This is a genomic window from Bacillus sp. 2CMS4F (assembly GCF_023161785.1).
Taxonomy (GTDB): domain Bacteria; phylum Bacillota; class Bacilli; order Bacillales; family Bacillaceae; genus Bacillus; species Bacillus halotolerans.
Genome location: NZ_JALNTO010000009.1, coordinates 73953 through 95071 on the forward strand (window position 1 = coordinate 73953; position 21119 = coordinate 95071).

Sequence of the window (21119 nt, forward strand, 5' to 3'; positions counted from 1 at the left end):
AAGGATTCGGATTTTTCCTTCAAACAATTACGGAGGTGCTCGGGTTGATGTTTATGTTTGAAAAACCGCACGGCATGAGAGATACACTGCCCGGTTTATATGAAACGAAAAAAAAGGTGAGGCAATCGTTAACCGATATGATAGATAAATGGGGCTATCAATTTATGGAAACACCGACGCTGGAGTTTTACGATACGGTTGGTGTGCAGTCAGCAATTGAAGAGCAGCAGCTGTTTAAGCTTCTGGATCAGGATGGAAAGACACTGGTGCTTCGCCCGGATATGACAGGGCCGATCGCAAGGGTGGCGGCATCAAAGCTGCTGAAACATGATCATCCCCTCAGAGTCGGCTATGCGGCAAATGTGTTCAGAGCCCAGGAACGCGAGGGCGGACGTCCTGCCGAGTTTGAACAGGTTGGAGTGGAATTGATCGGTGATGGCACGACAAGTGCGGACGCAGAGGTCATTGCCTTAGTAGTCGGTGCGTTAAAAAATGCCGGCTTGACTTCATTTAAAATTGCAATCGGCCACGCAGGCATTGCAGATGCCCTGTTTGTCGAGGTGCTCGGGAATGTTGAACGAGCGGACGTGCTGCGGAGGTTTTTATATGAAAAGAATTATGTCGGCTACAGAGAGCACGTCAAATCTCTTCCGCTTTCCTCCATTGATAAAAACAGATTGCTTGAGCTTCTCGAATTGCGAGGGAGCATAGAAGTATGCAGACGTGCTGAAGAAATCGTCGATTCAGCGCAAGGTAAAAGTGTGGTTGATGAACTGAAGGCGCTGTGGGAGATTCTTGAGGACTACGGATGTACGGAAAATGTCCGTCTTGATCTGAATATGGTCAGCCATATGAGCTACTACACTGGGATTTTATTTGAAGTGTACGCGAATAATGTCGGCTTTGTGATTGGCAGCGGCGGCCGTTATAACAAGCTTCTGGGACATTTTAATTCACCGGCGCCGGCGACGGGTTTTGGGCTTCGGATTGACCGGATGATTGAAGCGCTCCATATGAAAGACGAACCTTGTGAAATGGATGCTGTCATTTTCAGCAAAGAACAGCGGGTGCAGGCCATCGCTTTTGCAAATGAAGAGCGTTTGAAAGGTAAAAAAGTTGTTCTTCAGGATTTACTGGGGATTGAAAATATTGATCAAATGACAAAATCATTTGCGAATGTCACCTATTTTATCGGTGCCAGAAAGGAAGAGCAAAATGGGTAAGTTACTCACAATGGCAATGCCGAAGGGGCGAATATTTGAAGAAGCAGCAGGGCTGCTGCGGCAGGCGGGATACAAGCTGCCGGAAGAGTTTGAGGATTCCAGAAAGCTGATCATCGACGTGCCGGAGGAAAATCTCCGCTTCATTTTGGCAAAGCCGATGGATGTCACCACATATGTGGAGCACGGTGTGGCAGACGTCGGAATTGCGGGGAAGGATGTCATGCTGGAGGAGGAACGCGATGTATATGAGGTGCTGGATTTGAAAATCAGCAAATGCCATCTGGCGGTTGCCGGACTTCCAGATACAGACTGGAGCGGCGTCGCGCCGAGAATCGCCACAAAGTATCCGAATGTGGCTTCCGGTTATTTTAGGGAGCAGGGAGAGCAAGTCGAGATTATTAAACTGAACGGCTCTATCGAGTTGGCACCTCTTATCGGGCTTGCGGACAGAATAGTCGACATCGTATCTACGGGACAGACGCTCAAAGAAAACGGACTCGTTGAAACAGAGCATATTTGTGATATCACCTCCCGCTTTATCGTCAACCCAGTAAGCTATCGCATGAAGGACGAAGTCATCGACGAAATGGCATCCCGTCTATCTCTTGTTGTGGAAGGAGAAACGGCAAAATGAAAATCAAAACGATCAGCGGCGCGGACCGCCTTTCTCTCAAGCGGTCAATTGATGCCGGAACGGAAGAACAAAGAAAAGCGGTCCGATCCATTATTGAACATGTAAAAGCAAACGGTGATCAGGCCGTTCGTGACTACACGGCCAAGTTTGACGGCATCAAGCTTGACAGCGCATTGGTCACAACAGAAGAAATTGAAGAAGCATACAGCCTGCTGGATCCCCAGCTGCTGCAGGTGATCAGGCAAGCGATCAAAAACATTACTGAATATCACGAAAGGCAGCTTCAGTCTTCCTGGTTTTATCACAGAAAGGATGGCACAATGCTGGGACAGAAAGTGACAGCACTTGATTCTGCCGGCGTTTATGTGCCGGGCGGAACTGCCGCATATCCGTCATCTGTTTTGATGAATGTCATTCCGGCGCTTACAGCGGGCGTGGAAAGAATTGTTCTTGTCACACCTCCGGGAAAAGACGGACGGCTGTCTCCGGGAGTCTTAGCTGCCGCTGCCGAGCTGGGCATTAAAGATATATACAAAATGGGAGGGGCTCAGGCAATTGCGGCGCTGGCGTACGGAACAGAAACCATTGAGCCGGTGGATAAAATCACAGGCCCGGGAAATATTTATGTCGCGCTTGCCAAACGAGAGGTGTTCGGTGATGTCGATATTGATATGATTGCCGGACCGAGTGAAATCGTCGTGCTGGCTGATGAAACAGCTATCCCGCGGGAAATTGCCGCTGACCTGCTGTCACAGGCGGAACACGACATGCTCAGCTCATGTGTGCTTGTCACAGATTCCATGCCGCTGGCTGAGGCCGTTTCAGCCGAGGTGAACGAGCAGCTTAAAACCTTGCCGCGCAGAGATATTGCGGAAGCTTCAGTGAGAGATTATGGATCTATTTATGTGGCTGAAACGATAGATGAAGCGGTCAATACAGTCAATACGCTCGCCCCGGAGCATTTAGAAATCATCACACAGTCTCCCGAAGCTTTGCTTGGCAATATCAAGCACGCAGGTGCGATTTTCTTAGGCCGATACAGCCCTGAACCGGTCGGAGATTATTTTGCCGGACCGAACCATGTGCTCCCCACAAATGGAACAGCCAGATTTTCAAGCCCATTAAACGTCACGGATTTTCAAAAGAAATCGAGCATTATTTCATACAGCCAATCAGCCTTTGAAGAACATGCGGATAGCATTGCGGCCTTTGCCAGACTGGAAGGATTAGAAGCGCATGCGAGATCAATCGAAGCGAGAGAACGGAGGAATTCAAAATGAGAAAAGCGGAGCGCGCCAGAAAAACAAACGAAACGGATATAGAGCTGTCATTCGCAATAGACGGTGAAGGACAAACAGAAATCAAAACAGATGTGCCGTTCATGACGCATATGCTGGATCTGTTCACAAAACACGGGCAATTTGATCTTTCCATTCATGCAAAAGGCGATGTCGATATTGATGATCACCATACAACTGAAGATATCGGCATTTGCTTAGGGCAGGCTTTGCTTGAAGCACTAGGCGATAAAAAAGGAATTAAACGCTACGGATCAGCGTTTGTTCCGATGGATGAGGCGCTTGCTCAGGTGGTGGTTGATTTAAGCAATCGGCCGCACTTGGAAATGCGTGCTGACTTTCCGGCAGCGAAAGTCGGAACTTTCGATACTGAGCTTGTACATGAATTTTTATGGAAGCTGGCGCTTGAAGCACGAATGAACTTGCACGTGATCGTTCATTACGGCACAAATACGCACCATATGATAGAAGCTGTTTTTAAAGCATTAGGACGCGCGCTTGATGAAGCGACAACGATTGACCCGCGTGTCAAAGGGATTCCGTCAACGAAAGGGATGCTGTAAATGATCGGTGTGATAGATTACGGAATGGGCAATTTATACAGCGTCTCAAAGGCGCTGGAGCGTGTCGGCGTGCCATACTTTGTTTCTGGCATGCCAGAGGAGCTGAGGAAAGCCGATGCTTTCATTTTGCCGGGAGTCGGATCATTTGGGGATGCGATGGACAATTTGCGCAACGCCAAACTCGATCAATTCATTCACGATATGGTATCAGAGGGGAGACTGCTTTTTGGGATCTGCCTTGGCATGCAGCTATTGTTTGATGAGAGCGAAGAGCATGGAACCGCTGCAGGCCTCGGTTTGTTAAAGGGAAAAGCGGTCAGGCTGAAGCCGGAAGATCAGGAGGGAAACAAGCTGAAGGTTCCGCATATGGGATGGAACCGCCTTTCCTTTCATAACGAATCTCCGCTGCTGGCAGGAGTGGAGGAAGGCTACGCTTATTTTGTCCATTCCTTTTATATTGACGGAATGGATGACGGCGCGCTTTTGGCAAGCGCCGAGTACGGTGTGCGGGTGCCTGCGGTTGTCGGAAAAGAGAACATCTTCGGCGCCCAATTTCACCCGGAAAAAAGCAGCACGGTCGGAATGTCTATCTTAATCCAATTCACAAAAATGGCAGCAGAACAGAAGGTGAAAAAATGAGTGTTTTTACATTATACCCGGCCATTGATATGAGAAACGGCAAATGCGTACGCCTCGTTCAAGGTGATTACAGCAAGGAAACTGTATACGGTGATTCACCGTTCGACATGGCCTCTTTATTTGCGAGTGAGGGTGCTGAATGGATTCATCTTGTTGATCTTGACGGCGCGAAGGAAGGAAAAAAAGTAAATGACCGTCATGTCATCGAAATTGTACAAAAGCTCAATCTGAAAGTCGAAATCGGCGGCGGCATTCGTTCGGAAAGCGACGTCTACGATTACTTATCGGCAGGAGTCGATCGCGTGATCCTGGGAAGCTCTGCTGTTTCTGATCCGCCGTTTGTAAAAAAAATGCTGAAAGAGTATGGCGAAAGGATAGCCATCGGGCTGGACGCAAGAAACGGCTTTGTTTCAACAGAAGGGTGGCTGGAAACATCAAGTCTTAAGGCGGCTGAACTCGGCAAAGAGCTCGCCAACGAAGGCGCAGAAGTTTTTATTTTTACTGATATCGCGACAGACGGGATGCTGTCAGGCCCCAATATTGAAAGCACAGTAGAACTCGCAAAGGAAACCGGAAAATCAGTCATCGCCTCTGGCGGAGTCAGCTCCGTTGCGGACCTTGAAGCTCTTGCCCGTTATCATGCGAATGGGGTTTCTGGAGCCATTATCGGAAAAGCACTGTATACCAACCAGTTTACACTTGGCGAGGCGCTTGAAAGGATGAAGGGGAAATGATAACAAAACGGATTATCCCATGTCTTGATGTGAAAGAAGGGCGCGTTGTCAAAGGGATTCAATTTCTTGAGCTGAAGGATGCCGGCGACCCTGTCGAGCTGGCGGAAGTATACGATCAGGAAGGTGCGGATGAACTGGTGTTTCTTGATATTTCTGCCTCGCATGAAGGCCGCAAAACGATGGTTGACGTCGTAGAGCAGGTTGCTGCAAAGCTTGCGATTCCGTTTACAGTCGGAGGCGGCATCAATCAGCTTAGCGATATGAAAACGATTCTGCGTGCCGGCGCGGACAAAGTTTCTGTAAACACGGCAGCTGTTCTCCGTCCCGAGCTGATTACCGAAGGCGCGGAGTTTTTCGGCTCTCAATGTATCGTACTCGCCATAGACGCCAAGTACGACGAAGAGTCTGACACGTATAAGGTTTACACGCATGGCGGCAGAAAGAAAACGGATTGGGAAGTTACAGCATGGGCGAAGGAAGCTGTCAAACGCGGAGCCGGAGAAATCCTCCTGACCAGCATGGACTCAGATGGGGAGAAAAAGGGCTTTGACCACAGGCTGACAAAGCTCGTGTCAGAAGCTGTTCCGGTTCCTGTCATCGCCTCAGGGGGAGCTGGAAACGCGCAGCATATGCTCGAGGCTTTTACAAAAGGGGAAGCGGACGCCGCGCTGGCTGCCTCCATTTTTCATTATAAAGAAACATCAATTAAAGAAGTGAAATCATATTTGAAAGAGCACGGGGTGAATGTGAGATGAAACAGGCAGATGAACTGCGTTTTAACGAAGACGGATTAATCCCTGCCATCGTCCAGGACGCGGCAAGCAAAGAAGTGCTGACACTTGCATATATGAACAGGGAATCGTACGAAAAAACACTGGAAACGAAAGAAACGTGGTTTTACAGCCGCTCGCGGCAAGAGCTATGGCACAAGGGAGAAACATCGGGGAATACGCAAGCCGTCAAGGGCATCCGATATGACTGCGACCAAGATGCACTGGTCGTGCTTGTAGAGCCGTCCGGTCCGGCATGCCACACAGGCAGCTACAGCTGTTTTACAAAGGAACAGACAGAAGAACAAACTTCCGGCCGATTTGACATCTTAAGCGAGCTGGAGCGCGTCATCGCAGAACGCCAATCTGAAATGCCTGAAGGAGCTTACACCACTTACCTTTTCGATGAAGGCGTCGATAAGATTTTGAAAAAAGTCGGTGAAGAAGCATCAGAAGTCATCATCGCCGCCAAAAACCGTGATCACGAGGAACTGAAATGGGAAGCGGCAGACCTGCTGTATCATCTCCTTGTCCTGCTCAGAGAACAAGCATTACCGCTGGATGATGTGCTGGAAGTGCTGAGAAAACGCCATTCTGAATAGTAAATGGAAAGAGCCTATGGATAACGGCTCTTTTTTTATTGTAAGAAAAATGTAATGGGTATTTAGTGATGGGATGAGTGTTTCACATTCCGAATGGATAAAAGAAGGTCAAAACCAAGTCTGATTTCCTATTTATCCAAATTCAGCCATGATGTAACATGGAAAAGGATCATATAATCACCCCGCAACCGGGTCAATAGTATTACTTTTGAAAAATAGAATGATCTCACAAAACCCTTGGAGGTTCGTAATGAAAAAAATTATCTTTATTTGCTTCAGCTTATTACTTGCCCTGACAGGAGGATGCAGTATGAACGACAACGAAAAAAACAGCAAAAACAATGAAAATAAAACAGAAGCCGTAAAACCAAAAGACATGGATCCAAAAGACCTTCCGCAAGTTCCTGCGTTTCAGGATGAGAAAACGAGAGAGTACATGGTGTCAACGAAGGAAGAGGAGCCTGGGTACTATTTGCTGGAGTCTAAGCTGAAAGGATTTAGGATGTTGTTTCCGGAGGATGCGGAGTATTCCGACTCTGAAACTTCAAAGACAAACGAGTCTCTATTTTTTGACAGTGTTAATAAAGAAATGAATGTAGTGATGAATGCCTCAGTAAAGTTTTATCAGAATGAATCATTTATAAATGACCCGGAGACTATGCTGGATATAGTTAGCGGTAAAAATGAATACAAAGGTAACTTTGAAAAAATAGAAACAAAAGAAAACGATATTTATTTTGCTTCAAAACAAGAGAACTTTGAGAAAGAAGATAAACCATCCTATATCTATCTTGGTTATATAAAATCAAAAGAACAAGGTTATTTAGGAATGGAGTATTCTTTCATGTTTAGTTGTTCAGCCAATACTCAGACTTGCAACCAAAAGCCAGAAGACTATGAAAAAAAGGTTAAAAAAATACTAAACTCTGTTACCTTCAATTTAAATAAGAAGGAGAAGGAAGATGGGAAGTAAAAATATTTTTGAAGACGAAAATATAAAACTACGTCTTATCAATTTGGAATACAGTTATAAACAAAAATTTGCTTCTTCAGATCCTAAGGTAATACAAAAAGCTAAGGAAGATTTTGAAGCGGATGTCCGAAGAATTTACAAAGAAGAAACTCACCAAGAATTCACACAAAAAATAGAAATTTATACTTCTAAAGATCTGGTCAGCCAAAATAAAGAATCAGGTTATGATGGTACTGCTATTCACGTTACAGATAAAAAGCATGATGTAAATGAACTTCATATTATATCTGAAGGCAGTGCAGATAATAAAGATTGGACTTATAATTTTTTTGGTTTGTTTCTTGGAATGGATGATAGTCAATATAATGCCGCTAAAGAGTTTACTATTGAAGCAAAAAAGAAAGCCGGCAATGACGAAAGTTTAAGAACATTTGCCTTGGGACATTCACTAGCCAATAATAATCAAGTAATGGTGCAATTAATTGATGGAGAATACGATGAAGTTTATGGTGTAAATGGCGCTCAAGTAAGTGTAGATCATTTATTAAAGGCAGATGATCATTTAAGATACACAATGCTTAAAAAGTTTAAAGTAAATACATTTAAAGAGTTAAATTCAATCCCAAAAGACGACCTCAAAAAAGCGATCACCAAATACTATGAAGACAAAGGCGTAACAGCAAACATCACCCAGCGCATCTCAAAAGATGACCCGCTGTACGGAGTCAGCGGCAAGGCAGACTTCATTACATTCGGCGATGTGAAGATGGCAGATACAAACACAAGTGTAGAAGGCATCCGAAACATTATGGATGGGATTCCTGATGAAGACGTGAGAGCGATTCAAGAATTCCTTCAAAAATATAAGGATGACTATGAAAAAGATGGCTTGAATGGTTTTGTAAAGGCTGCAAGCGGGATAGACATAGAATTGATAGAAAAAGTAAAGCATACAGACGGCGTTTTAGCGAAAGCAAGTGTTGTTTATGAAAATTTTGATGATGTTAAGCAAATGTATGGCCGAATTAAAGAGCAGCTGCCAGCCTTTTTAGGTTTTCTTCATACCCTGTTGGGAAACAGCGGGCCTATTGTAGATCAGCTTGCTGAAAATGGTTATATAGATGATACACAGAAAAAAGTCATCAAAAAAGAGTTATCTAATCTTAATGCGAGTATGAGAGGTATAGAATCACGATACGAACATTTCATTGATCATTTAAAGCATGGTCAATTTACGCAAGCTTTAAAAGACGTTGGTGAAATAGTGGAGTATGTAAAATCAATGATTTCTTCTTTTGAAACACTAAACAAAGAAACAAAAGACGCATTAAAACTCATCGTCGACGGCCACAGCATCGTTCAAATGCTGAACGCGTTATCAAAGGAAAAAGGCTTCAGCTATAAAGGCTCCGATATTTACTTTACAGGGAAGGGCGGCTCGGGAGAAACGATTAAAGTCAATATCTCTTCCGCTGTCAGAATCTATCAAAACGGCATGAAGATCGTTGAAGATATGGAAGATGCGATTTCCGCGTACCAAAAAGTATTCCGTCAGGAAATCGATGAAGAGTTTATAGACAAAAAACAGGCAATCATCACGTCGATTCAACATATGGAAGAAAACCCTTCGCAATATGCCTTCGATCTTCAATTCCGGCTTGCGGCCGGTTTCAGTCACACATTCGATAAATTAGAGAAAATATCAGTTCATGAATCGTTCCATACAGGTGCTCTCCCTGCTAATGACGGAATTGTTGCAGAACTAAAAAAACAGACATTGGAAAAAAAGAATTTTATCAAAAATATCCGCGAGAGCATCGAAAAGCTATTTGAAAAAGAAGAAATGATCTCACAGCTATTCGATTTTCAGCCTTAGGAGGAATAGACAGAGTGACTTCCTTATTTTCAGAAAGTGAAACAGAAGTTGTATCAACCACCTATATGTTTCTAACCCATGACGAAATGAAGGGGAAAGCAGGCAGTCTCAATAAACCCATCAACGACATTCTCAGCCTGACTAAAAAATTTGAGACTGCATTAAAAGAAGAAATCAAAGGGCAAAAAGGAATGATTGTCAAAAAAATAAAAGAAGAGCTTGAATCGAAAAGCGAAAAGCAGAAAACTGCACTTCAAACGATAAAAGAAGAGCATACTGCAAAGGTTGACCGGTTCAAAATGATCATTGAAGACCTGAGGCAGCAAGAGGTTACCTTAACGTATCGAAAAAAGAAGCCTGAAAAGGATCTATAATATGAAACGTCTCCTATTCGAGTCATGAATAGGGGATTTTTATTTTCAGTGTACAAGAAAAATATACTGAAAAAGTCTCTCTCCATTGTTATGATTTAGAAAGAGTAAAAATAATCCTATTATATTCCGTTCAACCTTGCTGACCGCGTAAAGGGATTGAAACAGGAGGAAAAATACTATGTCAACACAGCAACCTAAAAGAAAATTCAAAGCCTTTTTTGCATTAGTGAAACAGACAAACCCATCCTATGGAAAGCTCGCTTTTGCGCTGATTCTCAGTATTGTGACAACACTGGTCAGCCTGCTGATTCCTTTATTAACGAAACAGCTTGTCGACGGTTTTTCCATGTCAGCGCTGTCCGGCACGCAAATCGGGCTGATCGCGCTCGTTTTTCTTATTCAGGCCGCTTTAAGCGCCTACGCTACATACGCGCTAAACTATAGCGGGCAAAAAATCATCTCTGGGTTAAGGGATTTATTATGGAAGAAATTAATTAAGCTTCCTGTATCTTATTTCGATACTAACGCTTCCGGTGAAACTGTCAGCCGGGTCACGAATGATACGATGGTGGTAAAAGAGCTGATCACCAGCCATATCAGCGGATTTATAACAGGCATCATTTCGGTCATTGGATCACTCACCATCTTATTCATTATGAACTGGAAGCTGACGCTGCTTGTTTTAGTAGTTGTTCCATTAGCTGCGCTGATTTTAGTGCCGATCGGCCAGAAGATGTTCTCCATTTCTCGGGAAACTCAAGATGAAACCGCACGTTTTACAGGGTTGCTCAATCAAATACTTCCGGAAATCAGGCTTGTGAAGGCTTCAAATGCAGAGGAAGTCGAATACAAACGCGGAAAGCTGGGGATTTCTTCATTATTCCAGCTGGGGGTTCGTGAAGCGAAGGTGCAATCGCTTGTCGGGCCGCTTATTTCTCTCGTATTAATGGCCGCACTCGTGGCTGTTATTGGATACGGCGGTATGCAGGTGTCATCAGGCGAATTGACGGCCGGAGCACTCGTGGCTTTTATTTTATATTTGTTTCAAATCATTATGCCGATGGGCCAGATTACAACGTTCTTCACACAGCTGCAAAAATCAATCGGTGCAACGGAACGGATGATTGAGATTTTGGCAGAGGAAGAGGAAGATACCGTCACAGGAAACCAAATTGACAACGCACATCTGCCTATCCGGCTTGATCAAGTGTCCTTTGGCTATAAGCCTGGGCAGATGATCTTGAAGGATATCAGCGCCGTGATTGAAGCGGGAAAAGTAACAGCAATTGTTGGGCCGAGCGGCGGCGGGAAAACCACGCTGTTTAAGCTGCTTGAACGTTTCTATTCTCCGACTGAAGGGACCATTCGGCTGGGAGACGAGCCGGTGGATACGTATTCGCTCGAATCGTGGCGTCAGCATATCGGCTACGTGTCACAGGAAAGTCCGTTAATGTCGGGAACGATCAGAGACAATATTTGTTATGGGCTGGAACGTGAGGTAACGGATGCCGAAATCGAAAAAGCAGCGGAGATGGCATACGCTCTTAATTTTATACTGGAGCTGCCGAATCAGCTTGATACTGAAGTGGGCGAACGCGGCATTATGCTGTCGGGCGGACAGAGACAAAGAATTGCGATTGCCAGGGCGCTTCTCCGTGATCCGAGCATCCTGATGCTTGATGAAGCTACATCCAGCCTCGACAGCCAATCTGAAAAATCAGTGCAGCAGGCACTTGAGGTGCTGATGGAAGGCCGGACAACAATTGTCATCGCTCACCGCTTATCGACTGTTGTAGATGCTGATCAGCTATTATTTGTTGAAAAAGGGGAAATTACGGGACGCGGCACGCACCATGAATTAATGGCTTCCCATGACCTTTACAGAGATTTTGCTGAACAGCAGCTTAAAATGAATGCGGATTTAGAAAACAAAGCCGGGTAAATTCTGGTCGATTCAGCCAGTAAAAAAAAGAGGAGGGATTTTCCCAATCCTTCCTTTTGAACTATTGAGGGGATTACGATTTATGGTATACTACTGACGGTAATATTGTATAAAACGGAGGGTAGTTGTGGGAAAACACACTTCTGAACATAAAAATCACGCACAAATTGTCCAGCTGCTTCAAGATGGACATTATTTTTTTCATAAAGGTTTGAAAGCGTATAAAGAACGCAATCTGAAGCGGGCAAGCAAACTGATCCAGCGCGCGGTTCATTTGGAGCCGAAGGATTCAGAGATGCTTTCGCAGCTTGCGGTCATTTATTCTGAGATGGGGCAATACCAGGAATCAAACGATTTGCTTGATTATATTTTGGCGAATCTTGAGACGGAAATGCCGGAATGCCATTATTTTAAAGCAAATAACTTTGCCCATCTGGGACTCTTTCAGGAAGCTTATAAAGAAGCTGCCGCTTATTCAGACGCTGATCCGGACGGTGAATTTTCCGAAGAGAATGATAGTCTGCTTGAACTGCTTGATTTAGGAGACGGAGGGCCTGAGGATTCTTTATATGATCAGGATGAATTGCTTATCAAACAGGACCGGGCGAAGTCCTTGCTTGAAAGCGGTCAGCTTGCTGAAGCCGTTGCGGCCCTTGAGGAAATCACACACGAATATCCTGAGCTTTGGTCCGCTTATAATAATCTCGCCCTTGCCCACTTTTATTCCGGCAATGTTGTGAAAGCGAAACAAACAGCTTATCTAGTGCTGAATAATAATGAAGGAAATCTTCACGCATTATGTAATCTTCTCGTTTTCTACTATTATGAAAGAGAAGATGAAAAGGTGGCAGAGCTGAGTGATCAGCTTTCAAATGTATATCCGATGTTATTTGAACAGCGCTATAAACTGGGTGCCACTCTGTCGCTTGTCGGACGGTATGATATCGGGTACAAATGGCTCAGATTACTATATAAAAGCGGTTTTGAAGGAGACGACACATTCTACTACTGGCTCTCGTGCTCTGCTTACTTTACGGGCCATAAAGAATTTGCCGAAACGGTATGGAGAAAAGTTGAATCGCAATATCCAGGAGCAGACCGTCCGGCTCCGTGGATTGAGCGGCGGGAAGTACTTCCTTCGTCAGTAGAACAGCGATTGGCGGCCTATTATATCAGCAGCACCAAGGGTGAAACGGAGCATCTTGAAGCCGTGATACGCTCGAAGCGCATCACCGCTCCTTTTGAAAACCATTTTGTTAAGCTGCTCTTAAACGGAGATTCCGCAGCAGCAGATGTGTCAGAGGATGCGCTTTTCGCTTATCAAACGGTCAAATTGCTCGAAGAAGCAGAACAAGATGAGATGAAAACAGAAGTCATGAGCTGCTGGGTATTCCATGTGATACAGCAAATCCGCGCAGCGGGGCCGCTGAAAAATGTGAGCGGATGGGCTGCGGCTATCTACTATATTTGGAAAGAAGCCCATGGCAAACATGACACCAAAAAAGATACGGCAGCCCAATTTGGCATCTCTCCGGCTACTTTGACGAAATATATGAAATATATTGATGATATTTTAGAATAGTATATTGATTGAGAGTTGATTCGCAGAATCAACTCTCTTTTTATTCTAAGAAGTATATTAAGAAAGTAATATCGACAGGTTTTTTATCAATTTAAGAAAAATGACAAATGATGTGCAACCTGACATCAGTTTGAAACACAAATGTAATAAAATTTATCGCTAATTTGTCGAAACTTGATGGTATAATGATTCTCGTACATAAGGAATTAGTGTTTTTTACATATGATGTGAAATAAACGCTATACACCCAGATTAAGAGATGCACAGAATAATTAACCATAAACAATCATCATTCCTCGTAGAGTATGAGGAACGAAACTTGATGTTCAAAATACAATTCCAAATGAGAACAGGTTCACAGTAAAAGGGAGGATATAAAAAGTGAGAAAGAGTTTATTGACACTTGGTTTGGCTTCCGTCATCGGGACAAGCAGTTTTTTGATCCCATTTACAAGTAAAACTGCATCGGCGGAAACATTAGATGAAAAGAAACAAAAAATCGAAAGCAAGCAATCTGAGGTTGCTTCCAGCATTGAAGCGAAAGAAAAAGAATTAACTGAGCTTCAGGAAAATCAATCAAAGATTGAAAAAGAACTGAAAGACATTAACGCTAAGGCGCTCGATACAAGCAACAAAATCGATGATAAAAAAGAAGAAAACGATAAAACAAAAGAAGAAATCAAAAAACTGAAAAAAGAGATTAAAGAAACAGAAGCACGCATCGAAAAACGCAACGAAATCCTGAAAAAACGCGTTCGTTCTTTACAGGAAAGCGGCGGATCTCAAGGATACATAGATGTACTTTTAGGATCAACGAGCTTTGGTGATTTTATCTCACGTGCAACTGCGGTTTCATCTATTGTTGATGCAGACAAAGATTTAATCAAACAGCAAGAGCAGGATAAAGCGAAGCTTGAAGACTCTGAAGCAGATCTGAATGATAAGCTGAAAGAAGTACAAGCTGCACTGGCTAAATTAGAAACAATGCAAAAAGATCTTGATAAACAGCTTGATGAAAAAGACAAGCTTTTCGACGAAGCAAAGGACAGCCAGAAGAAAACAGCTGACGCGATTTCTGAATTAAAATCAGAAGCAGCTGACCTTGCAAACCAAAAAGCAGATACTGAAGAAGAACAAGCGCGTATCAAAAAACAACAAGAAGCTGCGGCTGCCCTGATCAAAAAGCAGGAAGAAGCACAAAAAGCATCTGATGAAACACAAACAGATGACAGCCAAACGGCTACAACTGAAACAGCAAAAGCAAGCGCATCTGATGATGATTCTTCAGACAACTCTTCTAAAGGTTCATCTAACAGTTCGTCTAACGGCTCATCTTCTAAGAAGAGCAGCAGCTCAAGCAATAACTCAGGCGGCACTGTCATCAGCAACTCAGGCGGAATTGAAGGCGCGATCAGCGTTGGTTCAAGCATTGTCGGACAATCTCCGTACAAGTTTGGCGGCGGACGCTCTCAGTCTGATATCAACAACCGTATTTTTGACTGCTCATCATTCGTTCGCTGGGCTTACGCTTCTGCAGGTGTCAACCTTGGACCTGTCGGCGGAACAACGACTGATACTTTAGTTGGAAGAGGACAAGCTGTAAGCGCGTCAGACATGAAACGCGGAGACTTAGTTTTCTTTGACACATACAAAACAAATGGTCACGTTGGAATCTACTTAGGAAACGGTACGTTCCTTAACGACAATACATCTCATGGTGTATCTGTTGACTCTATGAACAACGTGTACTGGAAAAAAGCATTTAAAGGCGTTGTAAGACGTGTTGTTCAATAATAAATAAGACAAGGGCCTTCTACGGACAGAAGGCTCTTTCTTTATTAATATACATACCCTTTTGAAATACATTTAATCGCGTTTTGAAAAAAATGAGCAAAAAAATGGCGTATCACCATGAGATTTTATAGGATATGGGTAAGGAATACGTTTGATGGGGATTCTTATCATATAAGGAAGAGCCCAACTCGAAAAGACGTTTTAAGGAGTGAATGAGTGTGTCAGAAGAAAAAATATATGACGTGATTATTATCGGCGCAGGTCCCGCTGGGATGACGGCCGCTGTATACACATCTAGAGCAAACTTATCGACATTAATGATCGAAAGAGGAATTCCGGGCGGCCAAATGGCAAACACGGAAGATGTGGAGAACTATCCAGGTTTCGAAAGCATCCTCGGACCTGAGCTTTCCAACAAAATGTTTGAACACGCGAAGAAATTCGGCGCGGAATACGCTTATGGCGATATTAAAGAAATTGTGGACGGCAAAGAGTACAAAGTTGTGAAAGCCGGTTCAAAAGAATATAAAGCACGTGCTGTTATCATTGCCGCAGGTGCAGAGTATAAAAAAATCGGCGTACCTGGCGAAAAAGAATTGGGCGGCCGCGGTGTTTCGTATTGTGCAGTATGTGACGGCGCTTTCTTTAAAGGCAAAGAGCTTGTTGTTGTCGGCGGAGGAGACTCAGCGGTTGAAGAAGGCGTGTACTTAACACGTTTCGCTTCAAAAGTAACGATTGTTCACAGACGTGACAAACTCCGTGCGCAAAGCATTCTCCAAGCGAGAGCGTTTGATAATGAAAAAGTAGATTTCTTATGGAATAAAACCGTGAAGGAAATTCATGAGGAAAACGGCAAAGTCGGCAAAGTGACGCTTGTGGATACGGTAACTGGTGAAGAAAGTGAATTCACAACAGACGGCGTATTCATTTATATCGGTATGCTTCCTCTGTCTAAACCGTTTGAAAACCTTGGCATCACAAATGAAGAAGGCTACATCGAAACCAATGACCGAATGGAAACAAAGGTTGAAGGGATTTTCGCAGCCGGAGACATCCGAGAAAAATCATTGCGCCAAATCGTAACGGCTACAGGTGACGGAAGTATTGCCGCACAAAGCGTCCAGCATTATGTCGAAGAGCTTCAGGAAACGCTGAAAACCTTAAAATAAAAAGGGCTGTCATACGAGTTTCACATAACGTTACTGGGTTTTAATTCCGCTGTAACAGTTGTGTAAAACTTATCGGTTATGATTAATAAAGTAATTGACCCCCTTTTTATAATGAATACACTTTTGGCACGGATTCTCCAGTTATCCGTGTCCTTTTTTTGTCTAAAAATAAAAGACAATTTCCTTTCACAATAAAATCATCTGAACGCGGGAAAGAATATGCTGTAAAATAAAAGAAAAGATTGTCAATGTCTCTTCATTGTGAGAGGCATCTTGAAACGGTATAATAAAGAGACGATGACAGGACGAGAAGGTTAGGTGACGTACTTGCAAAGAGTGACAAATTGTGTTCTCAAGGCGGATGACAACGTTCTTCTTCTTCAAAAGCCAAGACGCGGCTGGTGGGTCGCGCCGGGAGGCAAGATGGAGAGCGGAGAATCAGTCAGGGATTCCGTCATCAGAGAATTCAGAGAAGAGACTGGTATCTATATCATAAATCCCCAGCTAAAAGGCGTTTTTACCTTTATTATTAAAGACGGTGACCACATTGTGTCTGAGTGGATGATGTTTACGTTTGTTGCTGATTCCTATACGGGAGAAAATGTGTCTGAATCAGAAGAAGGCATTTTGCAGTGGCACAATGTGAAGGATATTCAAAACCTGCCTATGGCCCCGGGAGACGGCCATATCCTCGACTTTATGATGAAGGGACAAGGGCTGCTGCACGGCACATTTACGTATACACCGGAGTTTGAGCTGCTCAGTTATCGTTTAGATCCGCAGCACATCAAATAGAAAGACAAGTCAGGGGGGAGAAAGATGAGTGTTAGTGAATCACATGATATTCAGCTTGTCATTATTACCGGTATGTCGGGAGCGGGAAAAACCGTTGCGATTCAAAGCTTTGAGGATCTCGGCTATTTCTGCGTCGATAATCTGCCGCCTTCATTGCTTCCGAAATTTTTAGAGCTGATGAAGGAATCAAATTCGAAAATGAGCAAGGTCGCGCTTGTTATGGATTTGCGCGGCCGTGAATTTTTTGACCGGCTGATTGAGGCGCTGGATGAAATGGCGGAAAATCCGTGGATTACACCGCGAATTTTATTTTTAGACGCGAAGGATTCGATTCTCGTGACAAGATATAAAGAAACGAGACGTTCGCATCCGCTGGCAGTGACTGGTCTTCCGCTCGAAGGCATCGCGCTGGAACGTGAGCTGCTTGAGGAATTAAAAGGCCGCTCTCAAATGATTTATGATACATCAGACATGAAGCCGCGCGATCTGCGCGAGAAAATCGTAAAGCATTTTGCGACAAACCAAGGAGAGACATTTACGGTAAATGTCATGTCATTTGGTTTTAAATACGGTATTCCGATTGATGCCGATCTCGTCTTTGATGTCAGATTTTTGCCGAATCCATATTATATCGAAAGCATGAGGCCGCTGACCGGAAAAGATGAAGAGGTATCCTCTTACGTCATGAAGTGGAATGAAACACAAAAGTTCAATGAAAAATTAATCGATTTACTCAGCTTCATGCTGCCGTCCTACAAAAGAGAAGGAAAGAGCCAGCTCGTCATTGCGATCGGCTGCACAGGGGGCCAGCACCGTTCTGTGACACTTGCCGAGCATTTAGCTGACTATTTCAAAAAGGATTACTATACTCATGTTACTCACCGGGACATTGAAAAGAGAAGCCGGAAATAAGATGGGACAAAAACCGAAAATCGCAATCTTTGGCGGCGGCACGGGCCTTTCTGTATTGCTTCGGGGCTTAAAACATAAACCCGTTGATATTACGGCGATTGTCACAGTTGCTGATGACGGAGGAAGCTCGGGGCGGCTGCGGAACGAACTGCAAATCCCGCCACCAGGAGACATCAGAAATGTACTTGCCGCTTTATCCGATGTGGAGCCGCTAGTTGAAGACCTCTTTCAGCACCGCTTTAATAAAGGGAACGACTTAACGGGGCATTCACTCGGAAATTTAATTTTGGCAGCGATGACGAATATAACCGGTGATTTTTTTCACGCTGTCACAGAAATGAGCAAGGTGCTGAATGTAAGAGGAAAGGTGTTGCCGGCAGCCAATGCCAGTGTTGTTCTGCATGCCGAAATGGAGGACGGCCGCGTGGTCTCAGGCGAGTCCACTATTCCGGAGTACGGCCAGCGAATTAAGCGCGTTTTTCTGACGCCTGAAAACATTGATCCGCTGCCGGAAACGATAGACGTGATCAGGGAAGCGGATCTGATTATTATCGGACCGGGCAGCCTTTATACCAGTATTCTCCCTAATTTACTCGTCCCGAAAATTGGAGAAGAAGTGATCAAGGCGCCGGCGAAAAAAGTGTATATCTGCAACGTGATGACACAGCCCGGAGAAACGCTGCATTATACCGCTGCCGATCATGTGAAAGCGCTCAATCAGCATATGGGCTGCGGCTTTATCGATACCATACTGGTTAACAGTGAAGACATTCCTGACGAAATAAAACGTAAGTACGCAGTAGAATCGGCGCGTCCTGTTGATTTTGATATCGAAGAGCTCAAAGCGATGGGGCTTGAAGTTATCAGAGATCAAATCGTAACACATAAAAATGACGTAATTCGTCACGATACACATAAAGTGGCTTCTCTTCTTGTCGATTTACTGAAAGAATGAAGCCTTGAAATGAGGTGGCTATATGTCATTTGCATCGGAAACAAAAAAAGAATTAACGAACCTGGAAGTGAAGGACTGCTGCATTAAGGCAGAGCTGTCTGCGCTTATCCGAATGAATGGATCTTTATCATTTGCTAACCGCCATCTCGTACTTGATGTTCAAACTGAAAATGCAGCGATTGCCCGCCGCATCTATACATTGCTGAAAAGACAATATGATGTGTCGGTTGAGCTGCTGGTCAGAAAGAAAATGCGGCTGAAAAAGAATAACGTCTATATTGTGCGTTTTTCAGAGAATGCAAAGTTCATCTTAGAGGATTTAAAAATACTCGGCGAGAATTTTGTGTTTGAGCGAAATATTTCAAAAGAGCTTGTCAAAAAGAGATGCTGCAAGCGTTCTTACATGAGAGGGGCATTTTTGGCGGGAGGTTCAGTCAATAACCCGGAAACCTCCTCGTATCATCTGGAAATTTTTTCTCTTTATAAAGAGCATAACGATTCATTATGCGACCTGTTAAATGAGTTTCATTTAAACAGCAAAACGCTCGAACGGAAAAAAGGCTATATCACTTACTTAAAAGAGGCGGAAAAGATTACTGAATTTCTAAACGTGATCGGCGCACATAATTCGCTGCTGCGTTTTGAGGATGTCAGAATCGTCAGAGACATGAGAAATTCGGTTAATCGCCTTGTCAATTGTGAAACAGCCAACTTAAACAAAACCATCGGGGCTTCGCTCAGACAGGTAGAAAATATTAAATACATCGATGAAAGAATCGGCTTGGAGGCGCTTCCTGAAAAACTTCGGGAAATCGCGCAGCTGCGGATTGATTACCAGGAAGTGACGCTGAAAGAGCTGGGGGAAATGGTAGCGAGCGGAAAAATCAGCAAATCAGGGATCAATCACAGGCTGAGAAAACTTGACGAAATCGCAGAACAGCTGCGGACAGGGCAAACCGTCACTTTAAAATAACCGTAAAGAAAAGGGGAGATCTTATGGTTCAGCAGAAAGTGGAAGTTCGATTAAAGACAGGACTGCAGGCGCGTCCTGCTGCTTTGTTTGTACAAGAAGCAAACCGGTTTACGTCAGATGTGTTTCTTGAGAAGGATGGGAAAAAAGTAAATGCGAAAAGCATCATGGGACTGATGAGCCTTGCAGTAAGCACAGGCACAGAAGTCACATTGATTGCCGAGGGAGAAGATGAACAAGAGGCGCTGGAAAAGCTTTCGGCGTATGTTCAAGAGGAAGTTTAGGTGATACAAAATAAATGATTTTCTGAAAGACTGTTTTAAGAAAATCGGCTGGAAGAAGGATCATGTCAGCTTCGACGATCTTCCCCTTTTTCTAAAAGCAATGGCGTACCGATACCCTTTTGAAAACCGGGCAGTTCTTGCAAAAGAGAATTATAAGGTAACCAAAGAGGAGCTTTGGCGCCGTCTGATCAAAGAGCAGCATGGGGGACTATGCTACGACCTGAATGGTTTTCTTTACTATGTCTTACGCGATGCCGGTTTTCATGTGAAGCTCATTCGCGGAACAGTTTATGCAGGAAAGCAAGAAGAGTGGGCATTAGAGGGAACCCATGCTGCTGTATGGCTGTCAGCAGAAAAGGGAGATTACATCGTTGATATTGGTTTTGGCATCAACCTGGCGCTGGAGCCGATACCGCTTTCCGGAGAAACGGTACAATCTCCTGTGGGAGCATTCCGAATCAAGGAAAAAGCGACGGAAATGGGCACCCATCTTCTGTTGATGGACAAAGGAGAAGGCTGGCAAATCGGTTATGCCTTTACCCTTGAAGAGAGGGATCCCGGTGATTTAGATGACATGAAGGACCTGATTCATTCTCATGAAAAATCGCCCTTTAACAAATCACTGCTCGCCTCAAAGTTGACACCGAATGGGCGGATGGTCATGTCAGACCGCCATTTTACGATTCATGAAAACGGCGGAGAAGGCCAAAAAAGTGACATCGCCCCTTCAGAGTTTGAAGAGAAATTAAACACTTATTTTTTGTAATGTGAAAAGCTTGCAGACATACTGCAAGCTTTTTCTTATGAACAAGTATTGATTACTACATCAAATGCATCTTCCGGGATATACAGTTTCTCTTTTTCATATTGATAAGGAATGTGATTCTCTTTAAAGCACTCTTTTTCGTATTCAGTCAGTGAATCTCCAATTTCTATGTATTCCCCGGTATAGTTCGGCTGGCATGCTGAAAGAGTTGACGTAATGGTTACAAGTAGCATGATTATCTTCATAATGACACCTACTTATTAA

The 21119-nt window shown here is 44.0% G+C and carries 22 protein-coding genes; 21 read left to right on the forward strand and 1 reads right to left on the reverse strand.

Annotated features, from left to right (window positions below; genetic code table 11):
• The first annotated feature begins 47 nt into the window (after positions 1-47).
• The 21 genes from MTN95_RS13775 to MTN95_RS13875 all read left to right on the forward strand — a co-directional run bounded on the left by MTN95_RS13775 (position 48) and on the right by MTN95_RS13875 (position 20855).
• Entirely contained in the window at positions 48-1223 is a 1176-nt protein-coding gene (locus MTN95_RS13775) for an ATP phosphoribosyltransferase regulatory subunit (protein ID WP_024122984.1), read from the forward strand.
• On the forward strand, positions 1216-1857 hold the full coding sequence (gene hisG, locus MTN95_RS13780) for an ATP phosphoribosyltransferase (protein WP_227598876.1): 642 nt from the start codon (positions 1216-1218) through the stop codon (positions 1855-1857). Before MTN95_RS13775 ends, hisG begins: the two co-directional genes overlap by 8 nt.
• A complete protein-coding gene (gene hisD / locus MTN95_RS13785; protein WP_202852903.1) occupies positions 1854-3137 on the forward strand; it encodes a histidinol dehydrogenase in 1284 nt (427 codons plus the stop codon). The genes hisG and hisD overlap by 4 nt, the downstream gene beginning before the upstream one ends.
• Positions 3134-3718 (forward strand): imidazoleglycerol-phosphate dehydratase HisB, encoded by a 585-nt coding sequence (gene hisB / locus MTN95_RS13790; RefSeq protein ID WP_227598872.1) that lies wholly within the window; start codon positions 3134-3136, stop codon positions 3716-3718. Before hisD ends, hisB begins: the two co-directional genes overlap by 4 nt.
• Entirely contained in the window at positions 3719-4357 is a 639-nt protein-coding gene (hisH, locus tag MTN95_RS13795) for an imidazole glycerol phosphate synthase subunit HisH (protein ID WP_202852905.1), read from the forward strand.
• Positions 4354-5091: a 1-(5-phosphoribosyl)-5-[(5-phosphoribosylamino)methylideneamino]imidazole-4-carboxamide isomerase gene (gene hisA / locus MTN95_RS13800; protein ID WP_024122979.1), complete on the forward strand. Its 738-nt coding sequence runs from the start codon at positions 4354-4356 to the stop codon at positions 5089-5091. Before hisH ends, hisA begins: the two co-directional genes overlap by 4 nt.
• On the forward strand, positions 5088-5846 hold the full coding sequence (hisF, locus tag MTN95_RS13805) for an imidazole glycerol phosphate synthase subunit HisF (protein ID WP_044159350.1): 759 nt from the start codon (positions 5088-5090) through the stop codon (positions 5844-5846). The genes hisA and hisF overlap by 4 nt, the downstream gene beginning before the upstream one ends.
• Positions 5843-6463, forward strand: a complete 621-nt coding sequence (gene hisIE, locus MTN95_RS13810; protein WP_248338572.1) for a bifunctional phosphoribosyl-AMP cyclohydrolase/phosphoribosyl-ATP diphosphatase HisIE — start codon at positions 5843-5845, stop codon at positions 6461-6463. The genes hisF and hisIE overlap by 4 nt, the downstream gene beginning before the upstream one ends.
• Positions 6464-6713: 250 nt before the next feature.
• Positions 6714-7436 (forward strand): lipoprotein YvcA, encoded by a 723-nt coding sequence (locus MTN95_RS13815; RefSeq protein ID WP_105953986.1) that lies wholly within the window; start codon positions 6714-6716, stop codon positions 7434-7436.
• Entirely contained in the window at positions 7426-9312 is a 1887-nt protein-coding gene (locus tag MTN95_RS13820; RefSeq protein ID WP_248338574.1) for a DUF6792 domain-containing protein, read from the forward strand. Before MTN95_RS13815 ends, MTN95_RS13820 begins: the two co-directional genes overlap by 11 nt.
• 14 nt (positions 9313-9326) lie before the next feature.
• On the forward strand, positions 9327-9686 hold the full coding sequence (locus MTN95_RS13825; RefSeq protein WP_105990921.1) for a hypothetical protein: 360 nt from the start codon (positions 9327-9329) through the stop codon (positions 9684-9686).
• 178 nt (positions 9687-9864) lie between these two features.
• Positions 9865-11628, forward strand: coding sequence for an ABC transporter ATP-binding protein (locus MTN95_RS13830; protein WP_101859894.1), 1764 nt, complete (start codon positions 9865-9867; stop codon positions 11626-11628).
• A gap of 127 nt (positions 11629-11755) precedes the next feature.
• Positions 11756-13210: a tetratricopeptide repeat protein gene (locus MTN95_RS13835; protein ID WP_248338577.1), complete on the forward strand. Its 1455-nt coding sequence runs from the start codon at positions 11756-11758 to the stop codon at positions 13208-13210.
• Between the two features lie 381 nt (positions 13211-13591).
• Positions 13592-15004, forward strand: a complete 1413-nt coding sequence (cwlO, locus tag MTN95_RS13840; protein WP_248338579.1) for a peptidoglycan DL-endopeptidase CwlO — start codon at positions 13592-13594, stop codon at positions 15002-15004.
• 218 nt (positions 15005-15222) lie between these two features.
• Positions 15223-16173, forward strand: coding sequence for a thioredoxin-disulfide reductase (trxB, locus tag MTN95_RS13845; RefSeq protein ID WP_044159317.1), 951 nt, complete (start codon positions 15223-15225; stop codon positions 16171-16173).
• 318 nt (positions 16174-16491) lie between these two features.
• Entirely contained in the window at positions 16492-16968 is a 477-nt protein-coding gene (locus MTN95_RS13850; RefSeq protein WP_105953983.1) for an 8-oxo-dGTP diphosphatase, read from the forward strand.
• 24 nt (positions 16969-16992) lie between these two features.
• A complete protein-coding gene (gene rapZ / locus MTN95_RS13855) occupies positions 16993-17880 on the forward strand; it encodes an RNase adapter RapZ (protein ID WP_105953982.1) in 888 nt (295 codons plus the stop codon).
• Between the two features lies 1 nt (position 17881).
• Positions 17882-18835 (forward strand): gluconeogenesis morphogenetic factor, encoded by a 954-nt coding sequence (gene mgfK, locus MTN95_RS13860; protein WP_105954130.1) that lies wholly within the window; start codon positions 17882-17884, stop codon positions 18833-18835.
• Between the two features lie 22 nt (positions 18836-18857).
• Positions 18858-19808, forward strand: a complete 951-nt coding sequence (gene whiA / locus MTN95_RS13865) for a DNA-binding protein WhiA (protein ID WP_024122966.1) — start codon at positions 18858-18860, stop codon at positions 19806-19808.
• A gap of 23 nt (positions 19809-19831) precedes the next feature.
• Positions 19832-20089 carry an HPr family phosphocarrier protein gene (locus tag MTN95_RS13870; protein WP_024122965.1) on the forward strand — a complete coding sequence of 86 codons (258 nt, stop codon included), beginning with the start codon at positions 19832-19834 and terminating at the stop codon, positions 20087-20089.
• A gap of 10 nt (positions 20090-20099) precedes the next feature.
• The gene (locus MTN95_RS13875) at positions 20100-20855 is read left to right on the forward strand and encodes an arylamine N-acetyltransferase family protein (RefSeq protein WP_024122964.1); all 756 of its coding nucleotides are present in this window, start codon (positions 20100-20102) and stop codon (positions 20853-20855) included.
• 35 nt (positions 20856-20890) lie between these two features.
• Here MTN95_RS13875 and MTN95_RS13880 read toward each other — a convergent pair whose 3' ends face one another.
• A complete protein-coding gene (locus MTN95_RS13880) occupies positions 20891-21100 on the reverse strand; it encodes a hypothetical protein (protein WP_105953981.1) in 210 nt (69 codons plus the stop codon).
• Between the last annotated feature and the right edge of the window lie 19 nt (positions 21101-21119).

Bases quoted from the DNA above. Each gene is read 5' to 3' on its own strand.
- hisB (WP_227598872.1), top strand. From the start codon at position 3,134: ATGAGAAAAGCGGAGCGCGCCAGAAAAACAAACGAAACGGATATAGAG.
- rapZ (WP_105953982.1), top strand. From the start codon at position 16,993: ATGAGTGTTAGTGAATCACATGATATTCAGCTTGTCATTATTACCGGT.
- hisIE (WP_248338572.1), top strand. From the start codon at position 5,843: ATGAAACAGGCAGATGAACTGCGTTTTAACGAAGACGGATTAATCCCT.
- MTN95_RS13820 (WP_248338574.1), top strand. From the start codon at position 7,426: ATGGGAAGTAAAAATATTTTTGAAGACGAAAATATAAAACTACGTCTT.
- hisA (WP_024122979.1), top strand. From the start codon at position 4,354: ATGAGTGTTTTTACATTATACCCGGCCATTGATATGAGAAACGGCAAA.
- MTN95_RS13775 (WP_024122984.1), top strand. From the start codon at position 48: ATGTTTATGTTTGAAAAACCGCACGGCATGAGAGATACACTGCCCGGT.
- mgfK (WP_105954130.1), top strand. From the start codon at position 17,882: ATGGGACAAAAACCGAAAATCGCAATCTTTGGCGGCGGCACGGGCCTT.
- hisF (WP_044159350.1), top strand. From the start codon at position 5,088: ATGATAACAAAACGGATTATCCCATGTCTTGATGTGAAAGAAGGGCGC.
- hisH (WP_202852905.1), top strand. From the start codon at position 3,719: ATGATCGGTGTGATAGATTACGGAATGGGCAATTTATACAGCGTCTCA.
- hisD (WP_202852903.1), top strand. From the start codon at position 1,854: ATGAAAATCAAAACGATCAGCGGCGCGGACCGCCTTTCTCTCAAGCGG.
- whiA (WP_024122966.1), top strand. From the start codon at position 18,858: ATGTCATTTGCATCGGAAACAAAAAAAGAATTAACGAACCTGGAAGTG.
- MTN95_RS13815 (WP_105953986.1), top strand. From the start codon at position 6,714: ATGAAAAAAATTATCTTTATTTGCTTCAGCTTATTACTTGCCCTGACA.
- MTN95_RS13880 (WP_105953981.1), bottom strand. From the start codon at position 21,100: ATGAAGATAATCATGCTACTTGTAACCATTACGTCAACTCTTTCAGCA.
- MTN95_RS13870 (WP_024122965.1), top strand. From the start codon at position 19,832: ATGGTTCAGCAGAAAGTGGAAGTTCGATTAAAGACAGGACTGCAGGCG.
- MTN95_RS13830 (WP_101859894.1), top strand. From the start codon at position 9,865: ATGTCAACACAGCAACCTAAAAGAAAATTCAAAGCCTTTTTTGCATTA.
- hisG (WP_227598876.1), top strand. From the start codon at position 1,216: ATGGGTAAGTTACTCACAATGGCAATGCCGAAGGGGCGAATATTTGAA.